Source organism: Pseudomonas sp. QS1027, assembly GCF_002814235.1.
GTDB lineage: Bacteria > Pseudomonadota > Gammaproteobacteria > Pseudomonadales > Pseudomonadaceae > Aquipseudomonas.
This window is the reverse complement of record NZ_PHSU01000034.1, coordinates 94,461-111,647: the sequence shown is the minus strand read 5'-3', so window position 1 is coordinate 111,647 and position 17,187 is coordinate 94,461. Positions and strand designations below refer to the sequence as shown.

General features: G+C 63.1%; 20 protein-coding genes. 11 read left to right on the top strand and 9 right to left on the bottom strand.

Annotation, left to right across the window (positions count from 1 at the left end):
* Positions 1-152 precede the first annotated feature (152 nt).
* Complete coding sequence (rhtA, locus tag CWE01_RS28740; RefSeq protein ID WP_100943954.1) at positions 153-1,040, top strand: threonine/homoserine exporter RhtA; 888 nt, start codon at positions 153-155, stop codon at positions 1,038-1,040.
* Between the two features lie 165 nt (positions 1,041-1,205).
* Positions 1,206-1,529 (top strand): hypothetical protein, encoded by a 324-nt coding sequence (locus CWE01_RS28735; RefSeq protein WP_100943953.1) that lies wholly within the window; start codon positions 1,206-1,208, stop codon positions 1,527-1,529.
* Here the strand turns inward: CWE01_RS28735 and CWE01_RS28730 are convergent.
* On the bottom strand, positions 1,501-2,064 hold the full coding sequence (locus CWE01_RS28730; RefSeq protein WP_100943952.1) for a TetR/AcrR family transcriptional regulator: 564 nt from the start codon (positions 2,062-2,064) through the stop codon (positions 1,501-1,503). The two genes, CWE01_RS28735 and CWE01_RS28730, sit on opposite strands and share 29 nt — an antisense overlap.
* A 91-nt stretch (positions 2,065-2,155) precedes the next feature.
* Here CWE01_RS28730 and CWE01_RS28725 point away from each other — a divergent pair, with 91 nt between their 5' ends.
* A complete protein-coding gene (locus tag CWE01_RS28725; protein ID WP_100943951.1) occupies positions 2,156-2,896 on the top strand; it encodes an SDR family oxidoreductase in 741 nt (246 codons plus the stop codon).
* Positions 2,897-2,935: 39 nt separating this feature from the next.
* Positions 2,936-3,532 (top strand): 2-hydroxychromene-2-carboxylate isomerase, encoded by a 597-nt coding sequence (locus CWE01_RS28720; protein ID WP_100943950.1) that lies wholly within the window; start codon positions 2,936-2,938, stop codon positions 3,530-3,532.
* Between the two features lie 5 nt (positions 3,533-3,537).
* Here the strand turns inward: CWE01_RS28720 and CWE01_RS28715 are convergent, their stop codons facing one another.
* Positions 3,538-4,536 carry a zinc-dependent alcohol dehydrogenase family protein gene (locus CWE01_RS28715; RefSeq protein ID WP_100943949.1) on the bottom strand — a complete coding sequence of 333 codons (999 nt, stop codon included), beginning with the start codon at positions 4,534-4,536 and terminating at the stop codon, positions 3,538-3,540.
* A 101-nt stretch (positions 4,537-4,637) separates the two neighbouring features.
* Between CWE01_RS28715 and CWE01_RS28710 the strand changes: the two genes are divergently transcribed.
* Entirely contained in the window at positions 4,638-5,534 is an 897-nt protein-coding gene (locus CWE01_RS28710; protein ID WP_177145132.1) for a LysR family transcriptional regulator, read from the top strand.
* Between the two features lie 21 nt (positions 5,535-5,555).
* Here the strand turns inward: CWE01_RS28710 and CWE01_RS28705 are convergent, their stop codons facing one another.
* Positions 5,556-7,364, bottom strand: a complete 1,809-nt coding sequence (locus CWE01_RS28705) for an aminopeptidase P family protein (RefSeq protein ID WP_100943947.1) — start codon at positions 7,362-7,364, stop codon at positions 5,556-5,558.
* Positions 7,365-7,410: 46 nt separating this feature from the next.
* On the bottom strand, positions 7,411-8,580 hold the full coding sequence (locus tag CWE01_RS28700; protein ID WP_100943946.1) for a cysteine desulfurase family protein: 1,170 nt from the start codon (positions 8,578-8,580) through the stop codon (positions 7,411-7,413).
* Here CWE01_RS28700 and CWE01_RS28695 point away from each other — a divergent pair.
* A complete protein-coding gene (locus CWE01_RS28695) occupies positions 8,579-8,803 on the top strand; it encodes a hypothetical protein (RefSeq protein ID WP_100943945.1) in 225 nt (74 codons plus the stop codon). The genes CWE01_RS28700 and CWE01_RS28695 overlap by 2 nt on opposite strands.
* Here the strand turns inward: CWE01_RS28695 and CWE01_RS28690 are convergent.
* Complete coding sequence (locus tag CWE01_RS28690; RefSeq protein ID WP_100943944.1) at positions 8,794-9,063, bottom strand: hypothetical protein; 270 nt, start codon at positions 9,061-9,063, stop codon at positions 8,794-8,796. The genes CWE01_RS28695 and CWE01_RS28690 overlap by 10 nt on opposite strands.
* A gap of 399 nt (positions 9,064-9,462) precedes the next feature.
* Here CWE01_RS28690 and msuE point away from each other — a divergent pair, with 399 nt between their 5' ends.
* The 4 genes from msuE to CWE01_RS28670 are packed head-to-tail and all read left to right on the top strand — an operon-like array spanning position 9,463 to position 13,487.
* Positions 9,463-10,026 carry an FMN reductase gene (gene msuE, locus CWE01_RS28685; RefSeq protein ID WP_100943943.1) on the top strand — a complete coding sequence of 188 codons (564 nt, stop codon included), beginning with the start codon at positions 9,463-9,465 and terminating at the stop codon, positions 10,024-10,026.
* A gap of 9 nt (positions 10,027-10,035) precedes the next feature.
* Positions 10,036-11,184 carry an FMNH2-dependent alkanesulfonate monooxygenase gene (ssuD, locus tag CWE01_RS28680; RefSeq protein WP_100943942.1) on the top strand — a complete coding sequence of 383 codons (1,149 nt, stop codon included), beginning with the start codon at positions 10,036-10,038 and terminating at the stop codon, positions 11,182-11,184.
* 3 nt (positions 11,185-11,187) lie between these two features.
* Positions 11,188-12,375, top strand: a complete 1,188-nt coding sequence (locus CWE01_RS28675) for an acyl-CoA dehydrogenase family protein (RefSeq protein WP_100943941.1) — start codon at positions 11,188-11,190, stop codon at positions 12,373-12,375.
* An 8-nt stretch (positions 12,376-12,383) separates the two neighbouring features.
* Complete coding sequence (locus CWE01_RS28670) at positions 12,384-13,487, top strand: sigma-54-dependent Fis family transcriptional regulator (protein ID WP_100943940.1); 1,104 nt, start codon at positions 12,384-12,386, stop codon at positions 13,485-13,487.
* Here the strand turns inward: CWE01_RS28670 and CWE01_RS28665 are convergent.
* Positions 13,484-13,849 (bottom strand): antibiotic biosynthesis monooxygenase, encoded by a 366-nt coding sequence (locus tag CWE01_RS28665; RefSeq protein WP_100943939.1) that lies wholly within the window; start codon positions 13,847-13,849, stop codon positions 13,484-13,486. The genes CWE01_RS28670 and CWE01_RS28665 overlap by 4 nt on opposite strands.
* A 93-nt stretch (positions 13,850-13,942) precedes the next feature.
* On the opposite strand from CWE01_RS28665, the gene soxR reads away from it, so the two are divergent.
* Positions 13,943-14,404 carry a redox-sensitive transcriptional activator SoxR gene (gene soxR, locus CWE01_RS28660; protein ID WP_100943938.1) on the top strand — a complete coding sequence of 154 codons (462 nt, stop codon included), beginning with the start codon at positions 13,943-13,945 and terminating at the stop codon, positions 14,402-14,404.
* Between the two features lie 13 nt (positions 14,405-14,417).
* Here the strand turns inward: soxR and CWE01_RS28655 are convergent, their stop codons facing one another.
* From CWE01_RS28655 to CWE01_RS28645, 3 genes are all read right to left on the bottom strand, one after another.
* The gene (locus CWE01_RS28655; RefSeq protein ID WP_100943937.1) at positions 14,418-15,188 is read right to left on the bottom strand and encodes a MetQ/NlpA family ABC transporter substrate-binding protein; all 771 of its coding nucleotides are present in this window, start codon (positions 15,186-15,188) and stop codon (positions 14,418-14,420) included.
* Positions 15,189-15,267: 79 nt separating this feature from the next.
* A complete protein-coding gene (locus CWE01_RS28650; protein WP_100943936.1) occupies positions 15,268-15,933 on the bottom strand; it encodes a methionine ABC transporter permease in 666 nt (221 codons plus the stop codon).
* A gap of 4 nt (positions 15,934-15,937) precedes the next feature.
* Entirely contained in the window at positions 15,938-17,161 is a 1,224-nt protein-coding gene (locus CWE01_RS28645; RefSeq protein WP_100943935.1) for an SfnB family sulfur acquisition oxidoreductase, read from the bottom strand.
* Between the last annotated feature and the right edge of the window lie 26 nt (positions 17,162-17,187).

Here is a 17,187-nt window from a genome sequence, read left to right as displayed (position 1 = left end):
CCAGCAAGCCGGCTCCTACAACGGCGAGGTACGCCTCAAGCCCTACCTATATAGAAGAACGCGGGCATCGATGAGCAATATATTGCTCATCAGCAGTTTGTTCCGCATCATATACACCCGCCTCCCTCTATAGCCCGGATGACACCCTCCCCATGACCCAGCCGTCCCGCAGCCTGGCCTCGACACTTTTCCCGGTCGGCCTGCTGCTTATCGCAATGGCCTCGATTCAATCCGGCGCTTCCCTGGCCAAAAGCATGTTCCCGATTGTCGGCGCCCAGGGCACCACCACCCTGCGCCTGGTGTTTGCCAGCATCATCATGGTGTTGGTCCTGCGCCCCTGGCGAGCCAAGTTCACCGCCAAGTCCCTGCGCACCGTGATCATCTACGGCATCGCCCTGGGCGGCATGAACTTCCTCTTCTATATGTCCTTGAGAAGCGTGCCCCTGGGCATCGGCGTCGCCCTGGAATTCACCGGCCCCCTGGCGGTAGCAATCTACGCCTCACGCCGGGCCATCGACTTTCTCTGGATCGCCCTGGCAGTCAGTGGCCTGCTGCTGTTGATCCCCACTGGGGCCGCCAGCGCCAGCCTTGATCTGGTCGGCGTGAGCTATGCACTGGGCGCCGGCGTCTGCTGGGCGCTGTACATCCTCTACGGTCAGAAAGCCGGCCACGACAACGGCGTTCAAACCGCCGCCCTCGGCGTGGTGATTGCAGCCCTGTTCATCGCCCCCATCGGCATCGTCCACGCCGGCGCCGCGCTGCTCACCCCAGCCCTGATCCCGGCGGCCATCGGTGTTGCCATCCTCTCCACCGCCCTGCCCTACAGCCTCGAGATGGTCGCCCTGACGCGCCTGCCCGCGCGCACCTTCGGCACCTTGATGAGCATCGAGCCCTCCTTCGGTGCGCTGTCCGGGATGCTGTTCCTCCACGAGTACCTGTCCGTTGCCCAGTGGCTCGCCATCGCCTGCATTATCTGCGCCTCCGTGGGCGCCACGCTGACCCTGCGCAAGGAGTCCGCACCGCCCGTCGCGGTCGATTGAAACAGAGTGTGAGTCAGCTCTGGTATTTGCCGCTCAAATAAGACATGTTTACACCTAACTCAATGCCAGCCTTGGATATTTTGGACAAGGGCCTCAAGGAAGAATCAGGCGGCACGAAAAAGCCAAACCGGACGAATTGATCCGGGGGCAGAGATAGGGAAGGTAATGAAACGCTTCTTGATAGTCCTGGCAGTACTTGCCGTCGCCGGCTGCGCCGCGACCTCGAAACCGATGAAATACGGTAAGCGTGGCGTGCATATCAACTGTTCCGGGCTGACCTCTTCCTGGGAAAAGTGCTACACCAAAGCCGCCGACTCCTGCAGCGATAACGGCTATAAAGTGCTGGCCAAATCCGGCGACGCCGTGGAAGACCCGGGCGACTACCCGTTCGGCATCAACCCGGCGGGCTATACCAGCCGCAGCATGATCATCATCTGCAAAAAGCCGTCCGCGCTGAGCCCTAGACCGCCCCTGCCAGTTGCCGATTGATTTCGTCATGGCTCGATCGCAACACCTGGCGCTGCATGTCCGCAGTCACCAGCATTCGCGCCACCACCAGTGCCCCCACGCACTGGGACAGAATCGACCAGGCCTGGCTTTCGCTGCCCAGCGCCTGTGCCCAGCGCTGCTGCAACCGGTAGATCCAGTCTTCGGCCTGCTGGCGCACCGCCAGATCCGCCCGCGCGATTTCCGCCCCCAGCGCGGGCAACGCACAACCGTTCTCCGGCTGCTCGACATGGCTCATGCTCAGGTACAGCTTCAGGCAACGCTTGAGCTGCGCTTGATCGGGCTCACCCTCCCCGCCCAGTCGCACCAGGCTCTGGCTCAATTCCCGCTCGACAATTGAACTGAACAGTTCGTCCTTGGACGAGAAGTGGCCATAGAACGCCCCGCCACTGAGGCCGATGGCTTTCATCAGGCCGTCGACGCCGACGCCCGCAAAACCTTCCCGTTTCGCCGACAGCGCGCTGCTTTCGAGTAGCCGCTCACGGGTTTGCTGCTTGTGACTGAGGGAATAACGCATGGTGCCGTTCCTGTTGACCGCCTTGACGCTGGATCAATCGTAGCATAACGTACGTTTAGTTAACGACCGTTTACTAAAGAGCGATCCACACATGACTACTGCCACCCAGAACAAGAAAGTCGTATTGGTCGTCGGCGCCGGCGACGCTACCGGCGGCGCCATCGCCAAACGTTTTGCCGCCGAAGGGTTTATCGCCTGCGTCACGCGGCGCAGTGCCGACAAGTTGCAACCCCTGGTGGAGGCCATCCAGCAGGCTGGCGGCGAAGCCCATGGATTTGCCTGCGATGCGCGCAAGGAAGAGGACGTCATCGCCCTGATCGAACAGATCGAGAGCCAGATCGGCCCGATCGAAGCCTTTGTCTTTAATATCGGCGCCAACGTGCCCTGCAGCATCCTTGAAGAAACCGCGCGCAAGTACTTCAAGATCTGGGAAATGGCCTGTTTCTCAGGGTTCCTCAATGCCCGCGAAGTCGCCAAGCGCATGGTCACCCGGCAACGCGGCACGATCCTGTTCACCGGCGCCACCGCCGGCCTGCGCGGGGCGGCGGGTTTTGCCGCGTTTGCCGGTGCCAAGCACGGTATCCGGGCCTTGGCCCAGAGCATGGCGCGGGAATTGGGCCCGCTGAATATCCATGTGGCCCACGTGGTGGTCGACGGTGCCATCGACACCGACTTCATCCGCACCAGCTTTCCGGAAAAGTATGCCCTCAAGGATCAGGACGGCATTCTCGACCCCGCCCATATCGCCGAGAATTATTGGTACCTGCACAGCCAGCCCCGCGACGCCTGGACCTTCGAGCTCGATCTGCGCCCCTGGAATGAACGCTGGTAAGCTCAAGCCCACGACAATAACAACAAGGATGCTTTATCCATGAAAAAAACCGTCGAGTTCTACTTTGACCTGGGTAGCCCGGCCTCCTACCTGGCGTACACCCAGTTGCCCGGCCTCTGCGAACAGACCGACAGCCAGCTGGTTTATCAGCCGATGCTCCTGGGCGGCGTATTCAAGGCCACGGGCAACGCCTCTCCGGCCGAGATACCGGTCAAGGGGCTCTATATGATCCAGGACCTGACACGCTATGCCCACCGTTACGGCGTCGCCTTTCGCTACAACCCGTACTTTCCGATCAATACCCTGCTGCTGATGCGCGCGACCACCGGCGTGCAGCTGCGCCAACCGGAACGCTTTGTCGAATTCGTCGACACCCTTTATCGCGCCCTATGGGTCGACGGACGCAACCTGAACGACCCGGCCACCGTCGCCCAGGTCTTGGCTGACAAAGGTTTCGACCCACAGCAGATCCTCGCGCTGACCCAGGACGAAGAGGTCAAGGCCGCTCTCAAGGCCAAGACCGACCAGGCCCTGCAGCGTGGTGTATTTGGAGCGCCGAGTCTGTTTGTCGGCGATCAGCTGTTCTTCGGCCAGGACCGCCTCGACTTCGTCCGCGAAGCCCTGCTCCAGGACTGAAGCCCCTAGATCTCGATCACCAGCCGACCTTGCGCCGCGCCACTGGCCAGCAAGGTATAAGCCTCCTCGGCGGTTTGCAGGGTAAACCGCCGAGGATCGAGCAAAGGCTTCAATTGACCGGCTTCGATCAACCGAGTGGCCTGCGCCAGTATTTGCCCGTGATGCTCGCGCCCGTGACCGCTCAGCAACGGCAGCAAGGTAAACACCCCGGAGTAGGTGGCCCCGCGAAAGGACAGCGGTGCCAGGCTGTGCTGCCCCCAACCGAGACAGCTCAGGACATGCCCGTGATAGGTCCGCGCCGCCTGGAACGAGCGGTCCAGGGTTTCGCCGCCCACCGTGTCATAGACAATATCGAAACCCTCGCCAGCGGTATGCTGCGCGACATACTCCTCCACGCCCTGCTGCCGATAATCGATAAAGGTCGCGCCAAAGCCCTCGATCCGGGCCTGATGCCTGGCGGAACCGGTGGCGAAGACCCTGGCGCCGAAAGCCCTGGCAATCTGCACGGCCACATGGCCGACCCCACCGGCTCCGCCATGAATCAACACCGACTGATCGGCGCCTACTCGGGCACGATCGACCAGCCCCTCCCAGGCGGTAATCAGTACCAACGGCAATGCCGCGGCCTCACGCATGCTCAGGTTGGCCGGCTTGCGCGCCAGCAGTCGGGCATCGACTGCGGCAAACTCGGCCAGCGAGCCCTGGGCACCCCCGATCCCGGTGGCCAACCCGTACACCTCGTCACCTACCGCCCAGTCACTGACCCCCTCACCCAGGGATTCAATAACCCCGGCCAGATCCATGCCCAAAACAGCCGGCAACGGTTGGCGGGCATGGCCAGCCTGACCCGCACGGATCTTGGCATCCAACGGATTGATGCCGCTGGCCTTGATACGGACCAACACCTGACCCGCCGCGGGTGCGGGACGGTCGATGGAAACCAGGCGCAGCGGCGCATGGGCGGCGTCGACCAGCAAAGCGTTCATTTCAAGGGAGTGGGACATGTCGGCGATCTCGATCAGTGGAAGTGAGACCGATCATGCGCTCCGCCACTCATGCCGATAAGACGCTCTATTGCTATAGTGATCATGCCCTTTTGGCATGAATGAGGCGTCCCGTGGATAAACTCAATGCAATGGCCATTTTTGTCCGGGTCGTCGAGCGCGGCAGTTTTTCCGCCGTGGCCCGGGAACTGCAAACCAGCCAGCCGACCATCAGCAAAATCCTCAAGGCCCTGGAGACCGAACTGGGTGGCAAGCTGATTGCGCGCAGCACCCGCCAACTGTCACTGACCGATGAGGGGCAGCGCTACTACGCACAATGCCGACAGATCCTCGCTGCCGTGGACAATGCCGAACACAGTTTTCAGTCGGGCCGGGAACAGGTCGCCGGCAGCTTGCGCATCGGCTCCTCGGTGAGTTTCGGTCGTTTGCAGATCGCCAGCCGACTGCCGGACTTCCTCGCCCGCTATCCGCAGTTGGAGATCGACCTGCAACTCAACGACCAGAACCAGGACCTGGTCGAGGAAGGTCTGGATGTCAGCCTGCGCATTGGCGAACTGAGCGACAGCAACCTGATCGCCCGGCGCATCGGCGATACCCAGCGGATCACCGTCGCCAGCGCCGCGTACCTGGCGCGCCGGGGCGAACCGCAAACCCCGGAACAACTGGGCGAGCACAACTGCCTGCAATTCAATCTGCTGAGCAGCCAGAACCTCTGGCACTACGAAAAGGACGGGCAGCGCCACAGCGTACGCATCAAGGGCAATGCCCAGAGCAACAATTCGGAGGCGATTCGGGAAATGGTCCTGGGCGGGCTCGGCATTGCGCTGTCGCCGGTGTGGCTGTTCGCCGAGGATCTGCAGGCGGGGCGGGTCATGGCGATCCTGACGGGTTATCAGACCCAGTCGTTGCCGATCCATGCGGTGTTTCCGGCCAATCGCCGACAGTCCGCCAGGGTGAAGGCGTTTGTCGATTATATGAGTGATGCCCTCGGGGCCTGAGTCAGGCCCCGAGGTCATCGGTCAGATCGCGACCGTACGGGTATTCAACCACTCCAGCCCCGCGCCCTCCAGCAACGGACTCAAACGCTCGCGCACTTCGGCGTGATAGGCGTTGAACCAGTCACGCTCTTCCTGCGTCAGCAACGACGGTTCCAGGCAACGGGTATCGATCGGGCACAGGGTCAGGGTTTCGAACTTGAGGAACTCGCCGAACTCGCTCTTGCCCGCTTCCCGGTTCAACACCAGGTTTTCGATACGCACGCCCCAACGGCCCGGACGGTAGGTCCCTGGCTCGATGGAGGTGATCATCCCCGGCTGCATGGCGGTCTGCGGCGCCGGCACCGCCTGATAGGCGATCACCTGCGGGCCTTCATGCACATTGAGGAAGTAACCGACACCATGGCCGGTACCATGCCCGTAATCCACGCTTTCGGCCCAGATCGGCGCCCGGGCGATGGGGTCCAGCAGCGGCGAAAGAATGCCGCGAGGGAATTGCGCACGGGACAAGGCGATCACGCCCTTGAGCACCCGCGTGCAATCGCGTTTCTGCTCGGCCGTCGGCGTGCCCACCGGCACCATCCGGGTAATGTCGGTGGTGCCGCCCAGGTATTGGCCGCCGGAGTCGATCAGCAGCAGGCCGTCGCCCTCGATCAACGCATGCTCCGCCTGGGTGGCGTGATAGTGCGGCATCGCCCCATTGGCGTTGAAGCCGGCAATGGTATTGAAGCTCAGCGACACATACCCCGGACGTCGCGCACGGGCGGCGGTGAGGCGTTCGTCGATGGTCAGCTCGGTGACCGGCTCGCGACCCAACGCGGTCTCCAGCCAGGCAAAGAATTCACACAGCGCAGCGCCGTCCTGCTCCATGGCCTGGCGGATATGCACCGCATCGTCGAGGCTTTTGCGGGACTTGGCCAGGGTCGTAGGGTTCAACCCTTCGACCAGGGTCACCTCCTTGCCAAGGTTATCCAGCAGGCCGACCGTCACCCGCGCCGGGTCGACCAGCAGGCTCGCCCCCGCCGGCACGCCGGCCAGTACCGCGCCGACATCACGGTAGTCACGCAAGGTCACGCCATCGGTCTTGAGCACCTGCGCAAGCTCGGCACTCACCTTGTCCAGGGCCACGAACAGCGTGGCCTGCTCCTGGCTGACCAGGGCAAAGGAAATGAACACCGGGTTGAAGGTCACGTCGGCACCGCGCAGGTTGAACAACCAGGCGATATCGTCCAGCGTGGCGATGAAGTGCCAGTCGGCACCGCGGTTTTTCAACTCACTGCGCAGCTGCACGAGCTTCTCGCCACGGCTGACCGTCGCTTGCGGCGGCAGGTGCTGGTAGATCGGCTGGTTCGGCAGCGCGTCCCGGTCTTCCCAGATCACGCCCAGCAGGTCGAGGTCAGTGCGCAGTTGCGCGCCGCGGGCCTGCAACTTGTCCTTCAGGGTCCGCGCCGACGCCAGCGCCATGACCGCGCCATCCACCGCGACCACACCGCCTGGCGGGGTCTGTTCGGCCAGCCAGTCCAGCGGACCGGGCAGCCCCGGCGCCAACTTCATCAGCTCGATGCCACTGCCGGCCAACTCCTTGGTCGCCTGCTCCCAGTAGCGGCTATCGGCCCAGACGCCGGCGAACTCCGGCGTCACGATCAAGGTACCGACCGAGCCCTGGAAACCTGACAGCCACTTGCGGCCCTGCCAGTAAGCCGGCATGTATTCCGACAGGTGCGGATCGGCCGACGGTACCAGCAAGGCCTGCACGCCTTCACGGCGCATCAGTTCGCGGGTACGTGCCAGCCGCTCGGGAACGGTTCCTTGACTCGGGGTCTGCGTGCTCATCGTGTCTCCTGCTAACCACTTATTATTCAATTATTATCCGACGCTCTCACGGCTGGGCAATCGCCCAGAACGGCGCCGGTGCACTCAGGCTTGCCTTGATCGCCGCGGCGGCGCGGTCGATGTCCTGCTCAGAGGTAAAACGCCCCAGGCTCAGGCGAATGGTCCGGCCAGCCAGGCGCGCATCGTGCCCCAGTGCCAGCAGCACATGGGACGGCGCCTGGCTCGCGGAGTTGCAGGCCGACGTCGCCGAATAGGCCAGGGCCCGACCCAACGCCGCGCCGTCGAACTCGCCTTCGGCAAAGGTCAGACTCAGGGTATGGGGGATGCGTTCAGTCGGGCTGCCGTTCAGGCGCAGGCCCGGGACATCCGCCAGTTGCTCGAGCAAGCGCTGGCGCAGATGACCGATGCTGGCGATTTCTTCTTCCAGGTGCTCGGTGGCCAGGGCAAAGGCACTGCCCATGCCGGCGATCTGGTGGGTGGCCAGGGTGCCGGAGCGCAGGCCACCTTCATGGCCGCCGCCGTGGATCTGCGCGTGCAGTTTCTGCTGCGCGCGTGGGCCGACGTACAACGCACCGATGCCCTTGGGCCCGTAGACCTTGTGGGCGGAAAACGACATCAGGTCCACCGGCAAGGCGGCCAGGTCGATCGCCACCTTGCCCGCGCCCTGGGCCGCGTCCACATGAAACAGCGCGCCGTGTTCACGCACCCGCTGGCCAATGGCCGCGATGTCATTCAGGGTCCCCAGTTCATTGTTGACCAGCATCAGCGAGACCAGGAAGGTGTCCTCGCGCAGGACCTCACTGACCATCGCCGCGGTGATCAAGCCTTCGGCATTCGGCACCAGGTAGGTGACGGCGACACCGGCTTCCTGAAGCTGCCGGGCGGTATCGAGCACCGCCTTGTGTTCGATCTGGCTGGTGACCACATGCCCGCCGCTGACCCCACGGGCCTGGGCCACACCCTTGAGGGCCAGGTTGTTCGATTCGGTGGCCCCGGAGGTCCAGACGATCTGCTCGGGGCTTGCGCCCACCAGGCTCGCCACCTGTTGCCGGGCCTGCTCGACCGTCTGCCGGGCGCGCTGGCCGAAGGCATGGGAGCTGGACGCCGGGTTGCCAAAATTACCGGAAAAGCCGAGACACTCGACCATCACCCGGATCACCCGCTCATCCACCGGCGTGGTAGCGGCATAGTCGAAATACAGAGGAAGTTCATTCATGGCAAAAAGACTCATAAAGCGTGTCCCGCGGATCGATCTCTTGCTGATCACCAACACGGTGGTTGGGCGGACAGCTATACCCGATGGAAAACGATTAAAGAAAGATAACTTTCATTTAAAAGTGCGTAGGAACGCTCCTGAAATCCAGCTTACAGGCCCGGGGAAAGTGTTGCGAGTGTCAATCGTGCAGGAGCTGGGACAAGCCTTTGGCTTTCAGCTCTGAGGGCTGTGTCGGTGACTGCCGCGATCGGCGCTGATCTCGCCCTGATCGTCAAAACCCTGGGCTTTCCGCGGCTGCCCCATCAGTTGCGCCTTCTGCTGCTGGTATTCATCGAAGGACAGCCCGCGACGGTTCAGGGCTTCCAGCGCCAGTTCCCGGCTCTCTTCAGCACTATAGGGCCGCAGTTCGGGAGACGAATGACTGGCACAGCCGCCCAGCAACGAAAGACCGAGCAGCAGCAAGAGCATGGATGAGTGTTTCATGGTGCAACTCCCAAGAACCTGGCGTGAGGCAATGGACACAGGCTACCCGGCGCGCCGTCAGGGCAAAAATCACCCGTCTCGATAGTCGCTATCGATCGCCTCGGTCGTTCCGGGCCGGGGGCACCATATATTTCCAAACGAACTATAAATATGGAAATACGTTCGTTTACGGAATATCAAAAAACCCTTACAACAGTTCCCACACCTTGTCCGCTGTTGCCCGGGCAACTGTTCGCCCACCAACAGTCGATCAACAAAACAGTCCGCCAGCCAGCACACGGCACCTCGCTCACCACGCCAGACGCCCGTAAACACGGGACCTGGGAGCTTGGTACAGCTCTTGCTGATGCCCTGTCACTGACCCTGCTCGCTGAGCAACTGTTTGAAAAGGAACTGATCATGTCCCGTACACTGAAAGTCGTTGCCCTGTCCGGCGGTACCTACCGCCCCTCCCGCACCCTGGTCCTGACCCAGGCGGTACTGGCGGAGCTGGCGCAACAACTGCCCATCGAAAGCCACCTGATCGAGCTGGGCGATATCGCCCGCCCCCTGGGCTCGGCGTTGTCCCGCGCCGAACTGGGCGCCGAGGTCGAGGCCGAGCTGCAGGCCATTGAAAACGCCGACCTGCTGATCGTCGCCGCGCCGGTCTATCGCGGTTCCTATCCGGGCCTGCTCAAGCACCTGTTCGACCTGATCGACCTCAACGCCCTGATCGACACCCCGGTGCTGCTGGCCGCCACCGGTGGCAGCGAGCGACATGCGCTGGTGCTGGATCACCAGTTGCGCCCGCTGTTCAGTTTCTTCCAGGCGCTGACCCTGCCCATCGGCGTCTACGCCACCGAGGCCGATTTTGCCAACTATCAAATCACCAGCGAACCCTTGAAGGCTCGAATCCGCCTGGCCGCCGACCGCGCCACCGCCCTGTTCGGCGTACACGCCAAACCCCTGCTGAAAATCGCCTGAGGAACTGTCATGGATGTTTTCTGGTTTCTCCCGACCCACGGCGATGGCCATTACCTGGGGACCACCCAGGGCGCGCGCCCGGTGACCCTCAACTACCTGAAACAAGTGGCCCAGGCCGCCGACAACCTCGGCTACCACGGCGTGTTGATTCCCACCGGACGCTCCTGCGAGGACTCCTGGGTCATCGCCTCGGCCCTGGTGCCGTTGACCGAACGCCTGCGTTACCTGGTGGCGATCCGTCCCGGGATCATCTCGCCGACGGTCTCGGCACGCATGGCCGCGACCCTCGACCGCTTGTCCAACGGCCGCTTGCTGATCAACGTGGTGACCGGCGGCGATCCCGACGAGAACCGTGGCGATGGCAGTTTTCTCGACCATGGCGAACGCTACGAAGTGACCGACGAATTCCTCCAGATCTGGCGCCGGGTACTGCAAGGCGAAGCGGTGGACTTCGAAGGCAAGCACCTTCGCGTACAGAACGCCAAGGCGCTCTACCCGCCGGTACAGAAACCTTATCCGCCACTGTATTTCGGCGGCTCGTCCGAAGCTGCCCACGACCTGGCCGCCGATCAGGTCGATGTCTACCTGACCTGGGGCGAACCACCGGCCGCCGTGGCGGCGAAGCTGGCCGACGTGCGTGAGCGCGCCGCCCGCAAGGGCCGCACCGTGCGCTTCGGCATCCGCCTGCATGTGATCGTCCGGGAAACCGCGGAAGACGCCTGGAAGGCCGCGGACAAACTGATCGAACATATCAGCGACGAAACCATCGCCGCCGCCCAGAAATCCTTTTCGCGTTTCGATTCCGAAGGCCAGCGGCGCATGGCCGCGCTGCATGACGGACGGCGTGACAACCTGGAGATCGCGCCGAACCTGTGGGCCGGTGTCGGCCTGGTCCGTGGCGGCGCCGGTACGGCCCTGGTCGGCAATCCGCAGCAGGTGGCCGAGCGCATCAAGGAATACGCCGACCTGGGTATCGAGAGCTTCATCTTCTCCGGCTACCCGCACCTGGAAGAAGCCTATCGCTTTGCCGAGCTGGTGTTCCCGCTGCTGCCCGAGCCCTATGCCAGCCTGGCCGGACGCGGCATCACCAACCTGACCGGGCCGTTTGGCGAAATGATCGCCAACGATGTGTTGCCGACCCAAGCCACAGGATCCTGAACCGTGACCGCCCAGCCACGCAACGCCCTGTTGAGTCCTCTGCAAACCGCCCGGCAGCTGGCCGCCGAATTTGCCCTGACCGCCGTCGAGCGCGACGAGCGCGGTGGCACGCCGAAAGCCGAACGTGACGCCTTGCGCCACAGCGGCCTGCTGGCCCTGAGCATCCCCACCCAGTACGGCGGCCTCGGGGCCCGTTGGAGCGAGACGCTGAACGTGGTCCGCGAATTCGCCAAGGTCGACAGCTCGATTGCCCATGTCTTCGGCTTCCATCACCTGATGCTGGCCACCGTGCGCCTGTTCTCCCGTCCGGAACAATGGCAACCCTGGTTCGAACAGACCGCACGCAAGAACTGGTTCTGGGGCAACGCCCTCAATCCGCTGGACACCCGCACGGTGGTGCGCAACCTCGGCGGCTGGCGCGAATTCTCCGGCAAGAAAAGCTTCTGCTCCGGCGCCAGCGACTCGCAGATGCTGATCGCCTCGGCGGTGGATGAAAGTGCCGGCGGCAAGTTGCTGATCGCCGCCATTCCCAGCGGGCGCAGCGGTATCACCCTGCATGACGACTGGCACAACATGGGCCAGCGCCAGACAGACAGCGGCAGCGCCAGCTTCGAGCGGGTGCGGGTCGAGGAATCCGAGCTGCTGCTCGATCCCGGTCCCTTGAGCACACCCTTTGCCTGTCTGCGGCCACTGATCGCGCAACTGACCCTGACCCATATGTTCCTCGGCATTGCCGAAGGCGCTTTCGAAGAGGCACGGCAATACACCCTCGACGAAACCCGGCCCTGGTTCAAATCCACCGCGCGGGATATTCGCCAGGACCCTTACGTACTCAACCACTACGGTGACTTCTGGGTCGCCCTCGAAGGTGTCCGCTTGCTGGTGGAGCGCGCCGCCGGACTGTTGGACCAGGCCTGGGCCAAGGGCCAGAACCTCAGCAGCGAAGAACGTGGAAACCTGGCGATCGCCATCGCCACCGCCAAGGTCGCCGCCAACCGCGAAGGCCTGGCCCTGTGCAGCAAACTGTTCGAAGTCACCGGTGCCCGCTCGACCCACGCCTCCCTGCGGCTGGACCGCCATTGGCGCAACCTGCGGACCCAGAGCCTGCACGACCCGCTGGACTACAAACTCCAGGAACTCGGCGACTGGGCTTTGAACCAGACGCTGCCGATCCCCACTTTTTATTCCTAGAGAAGCCTATGCAGCTGCTAACGTTACCGCCCTCGCCGGCCCTGGCCACGTCCATCCGCGCCACCGCCCAGGTCTTCGAAGACCCCAAGTCCCAGGCCTTGCTTGCCCACCTGCAGCAGGTCGCGCCGAGCGAAGCCAGCGTGCTGATCATCGGTGAAACCGGCACCGGCAAGGAACTGGTGGCCCGGCATATCCATAACCTCAGCGCCCGCCGTAACCGCCCGTTTGTCGCGGTCAACTGCGGAGCCTTCTCCGAATCACTGGTGGAAGCCGAGCTGTTCGGCCATGAAAAAGGCGCGTTTACCGGCGCCCTCAGTGCCAAGGCCGGCTGGTTCGAAGAGGCCGATGGCGGCACCCTGTTCCTCGACGAGATCGGCGACCTGCCGATGCCGATCCAGGTCAAGCTGTTGCGGGTCCTGCAGGAGCGCGAAGTGGTGCGCCTGGGCTCGCGCAAAAGCATCCCGATCAATGTGCGGGTACTGGCGGCCACCAACGTGCAGCTGGAAAAAGCCATCAACGCCGGGCACTTTCGCGAGGACCTGTACTACCGCCTCAACGTCGTCAGCCTGGAGCTCAGCCCCCTGCGCGAACGTCCCGGCGACATCCTGCCGCTGACCCGGCACTTTATCGAGAGCTACAGCCAGCGCCTGGGTTATGGCGATATCCGCATCAGCCCCGGTGCCGAACAGAAACTCAGGAGCTACGGCTGGCCGGGCAATATCCGCGAGCTGGAAAACGTTATCCACCACACCTTGCTGATCTGCCATGACGGCGTGATCGAGCGCGACGACCTGCGTCTGTCGAACCTGCGCATCGAGCGCCAGGACGACAGCAGTGGCGCCCTCGATGACTCGGCCGAGGCCTTGCTCAACCGGGCCTTCCAGAAACTCTTCGAGGAGCAGGCCGGCGCACTCCATGAAAAGGTCGAGGACGCGCTGCTGCGTGCCGCCTACCGCTTCAGTCACTACAACCAGGTGCACACCGCCAGCCTGCTGGGCCTGAGCCGCAATGTGACACGCACGCGGCTGATCAAGATCGGCGAGCTGGCGGTGAACAAGCGCCGTGCAGGCGAAAACGTCCAGGGTGACCGCATGTTGCAACTGTCGATCTAGCCCACCAGGGCACACTGCAAGGCGTCGTCCTGGCTGCGCTCGATGCTGCGTAGCACCTGGAACGAATCGAAGCTCACCGCCTTGGCGTGGTGGGCGCGGATCAGTGCCCAGAAATCCTCTTCGCCGCTTTCGAAACGGGCGAATGCCGCCTCGCCATCTTCCCTGGAACGCCATTGCAACGCGTTGAGCACGCGCCGGCCGTCGTCGCTGGCCTGCACCGTGCCGCTGATAAAACCGCCCTCGACCCGGGCCAACCGCTCGGTCTGTCCGGCCAGGGCAAGCACCAGCGCCTCGAGTTGTCCGGGCTCGATCTCGAACTGGATCAATTGGGTAAAACTGCGATTTTGCGCTGTCGACGGCATGAAAGGCTCCCCAGGAAGTCGAACAGGATCTTGTGATCCGAGGCCACGCAGGGTAAAACCTCCAGTTAACTCAAGGTCAAGAGGTTTCTCGCCATGGCAACGCAAAAGCCCCTGCCCACGGACAAGGCCCTGACGGTCGGCCAACTGGCAGCCCGCAGCGGCGTGGCGGTGACCGCCCTGCACTTCTATGAAACCAAAGGGTTGATCCAGAGTTATCGCAATGCCGGTAACCAGCGTCGTTATCCGCGCGAGGTGTTGCGCCGGGTATCCCTGATCAAGGTCGCCCAGCGCCTGGGCATTCCGTTGGCGGAGATTCACCAGGCCTTGCAGAGCCTGCCCGAAGGCCGTACGCCTACGGCCGAGGACTGGAGGCGCTTATCGGAAAACTGGAAGACCGGACTGGACGAACGCATCGCCCAGTTGACCCGCCTGCGGGACAAGCTCAATGGCTGTATCGGCTGTGGCTGCCTGTCGATGGAGAACTGCCCGCTACGCAACTATGGCGATATGCTGGGTGCCCATGGGACAGGCGCGCGGCTGCTGGAGCCGCGGTGAGCCTGTCCGTGGCTCAGAACCCCGGGGCGATCTGGCCCTTGTAGCGGGTCAGGATAAATTGCCGCACCGCATCGGAATTCAGCGCCTTGGCCAGTTTCTGGATACGTGGGTCATTGATATTGTCCGGCCGTGCCACCAGGAACTCGACGTACAGGTCCTTGCCCTTCTCGACGATCAGCGCGCTATGGGTGTCGATCCCGGCTTCCAGCGCATAGTTGGCAAACACGAACGCCAGATCCACCTGGCTCACCGAACGGGCCAGCATCGCCCCTTCCAGTTCGCGGATCTTCAGGTGCTTGGGGTTCTCGACGATATCGTGCTGGGTCGCCAGGGTATTGCTCGGGTCCTTCAGCTTGATCAAACCGGCTTCGTGCAGCAGCACCAGGGCCCGTCCGGTATTAACCGGGTCATTGGGAATCGACACCGAGGCGCCGTCCTTCAGTTCGGAAATATTCTTGATCTTGGTCGAGTAAGCGCCGAACGGCTCGATATGCACGCCGACCACCGGCACCAGGTTGGTGTGGCGGGTCTTGTTGTAGTCATCGAGGAACGGTCGGTACTGGTAGTAGTTGGCGTCCAGGTTCTTCAACGCCAGCTGCTGGTTGGGCTGGATAAAGTCATTGAACACCTTGATCTCCAGGTCCACGCCTTCCTTGGCCAGTTCCGGTTTGACGAACTCGAGGATCTCCGCGTGGGGCACCGGGGTGGCGCCGACAATCAGTTTTTCATTGGCGTGAACCGCCAGGGACATCAGGGCAGCCAGGATGGCCAGGGTCTTTTTCATGCTGTGCTCCAGAGAGGCAAAAGGGGCCGGCGTGTGGCGGACGTTGGGCCAGGGTTGTTCAGGGTTATGGGTAATGAATTCAACGATGGCTGTAGCGGGCCACCAGGCGATCACCGGTCATTTGCAGGCCCTGGACCAGGACCAGCAGCAGGATCACGGTGACCACCATCACATCGGTCTGGAAACGCTGGTAGCCGTAGCGGATCGCCAGGTCCCCGAGCCCGCCACCGCCGATCACCCCGGCCATGGCGGTGTAGTCCACCAGCACGATGGCGGTCACCGTCACCGCCGCCAGCAGACCCGCACGGGCTTCGGGCAACAGGGTGTGGCGGATCACCTGCCAGGTGCTGGCGCCCATGGCCTGGGTCGCCTCGACCACGCCGCGGTCGACTTCGCGCAAGGCGGTTTCCACCAACCGGGCGAAAAACGGCGTGCAGCCCACCACCAACGGCGGGATGGTCCCCGGCACACCGAGGGACGTGCCCACCAGCAAGGTGGTCAGGGGAATCAGCACGATCAGCAGGATGATGAACGGCAGCGAACGCAGGATATTCACCAGCACCGACAGGCTGCGGTACACCAGCAGGGTTTCATGCAACTGGCGCTTGCCGGTGAGAAACAGCAGCACGCCCAGGGGCAAGCCCAGCAATACGGTGAAACCCAGGGCCGCGGCGAGCATGCTCAGGGTATCGAGGCAGGCCTGGGCGATGTCCGCCCAGTAGATGTTTTTCAGCAATTCAGCCATGGGCTCAGGACCAGTCGTGACGCGGTGGCTTGATGCCGTTGAGCAGCCAGTTGCCAACCACGTGATACTTCCAGCGCACCGGGTCGTGCAGGGTGTGGACCCGGGCATTGCGCCAGTGACGGTCGAAGTTGTGCTTTTTCAAGGTCGAGCGGGTGCCACCCAGTTCGAAGAGTTTGTTGCTGGCCTCGATGGCGATCTCGGTGGTCAACACCTTGGCCTTGGCCACCGCCAGCGAGGCCCGCGCGACGTTGTCTTCATCGGGAGCCGGGCGCGCGGCATCCAGGGCTTTGCCGGCCCGTTCGAGCAAGGCTTCGGCGGCTTCGAGACGGATCTCCAGGCCGCCGACCTGAATGATGGTCAGCGGGTCTTCACTGGCCTTTTCCACCCCGGCATCGATCCACGGACGGGCGTGTTCGCGCACAAAAGCCACGGTGTCACGCAGGGCCGCCCGGGCGATGCCGGCGTCGATGGCGGCGGTGGTCAGTTGGGCGAAAGGCCCGGCCAGGGTCGGGCTTTCGTAGGAGCGATACGTGGGGAACAGGTTGAAGGCCGACACCTTCAGATCCTGCGCCAGCACCGTTCCGCTGGAAGTGGTGCGCTGGCCGATGCTGTCCCAGTCATCGACGATCACCAGCCCCGGAGTACCCCGCGGGACAAACGCCAGTTGGCCTTTCTGCTCTTCATCCAGGGCCAGTACCGCCAGCCAGTGGGCGTACAACGAGCCGGTGCAGTAGCCCTTGCGACCGTTGATCACATGCCCGTCACCGTGACGACGGATCGTCGCCTGGATGTCCTGGACATGCTTGCCGCCGGTTTCCGACAGGGCATTGGCAAACCGATGACCCTGCAAGGCCAGGGCGAAGAAATGCGCTTGCTGCTCGGGAGTGCCCTGCAAGCGGATATCTTCCAGCAGGCAGTAATGATTCTGCGGGATCTGGCCCAGGGACGGATCGGCTGCCGAGATGATCGCGATCACTTCGGCCAACACCGCATAGGAGACCTGGGCGCCGCCGAATTCACGGGGCACGCTGATGCCCCAGAGGCCACTGTTGGAATAACGATCCACCACTTCGGCGGGCACCTGACGGGTGCGATCACGTTCGGCGTCGTGCTCCAGCAGATAAGCGGCGACGCTGTGGGCAACCGCGAGCGCTTCGTGCTCGTCACGGATCAGATGGGCATTGGGGGAATGGATCGGGTAGACGGCAGATTCAGGCAGGGACGACATGGAACGCTCTCGGGCGAATAGTGTTA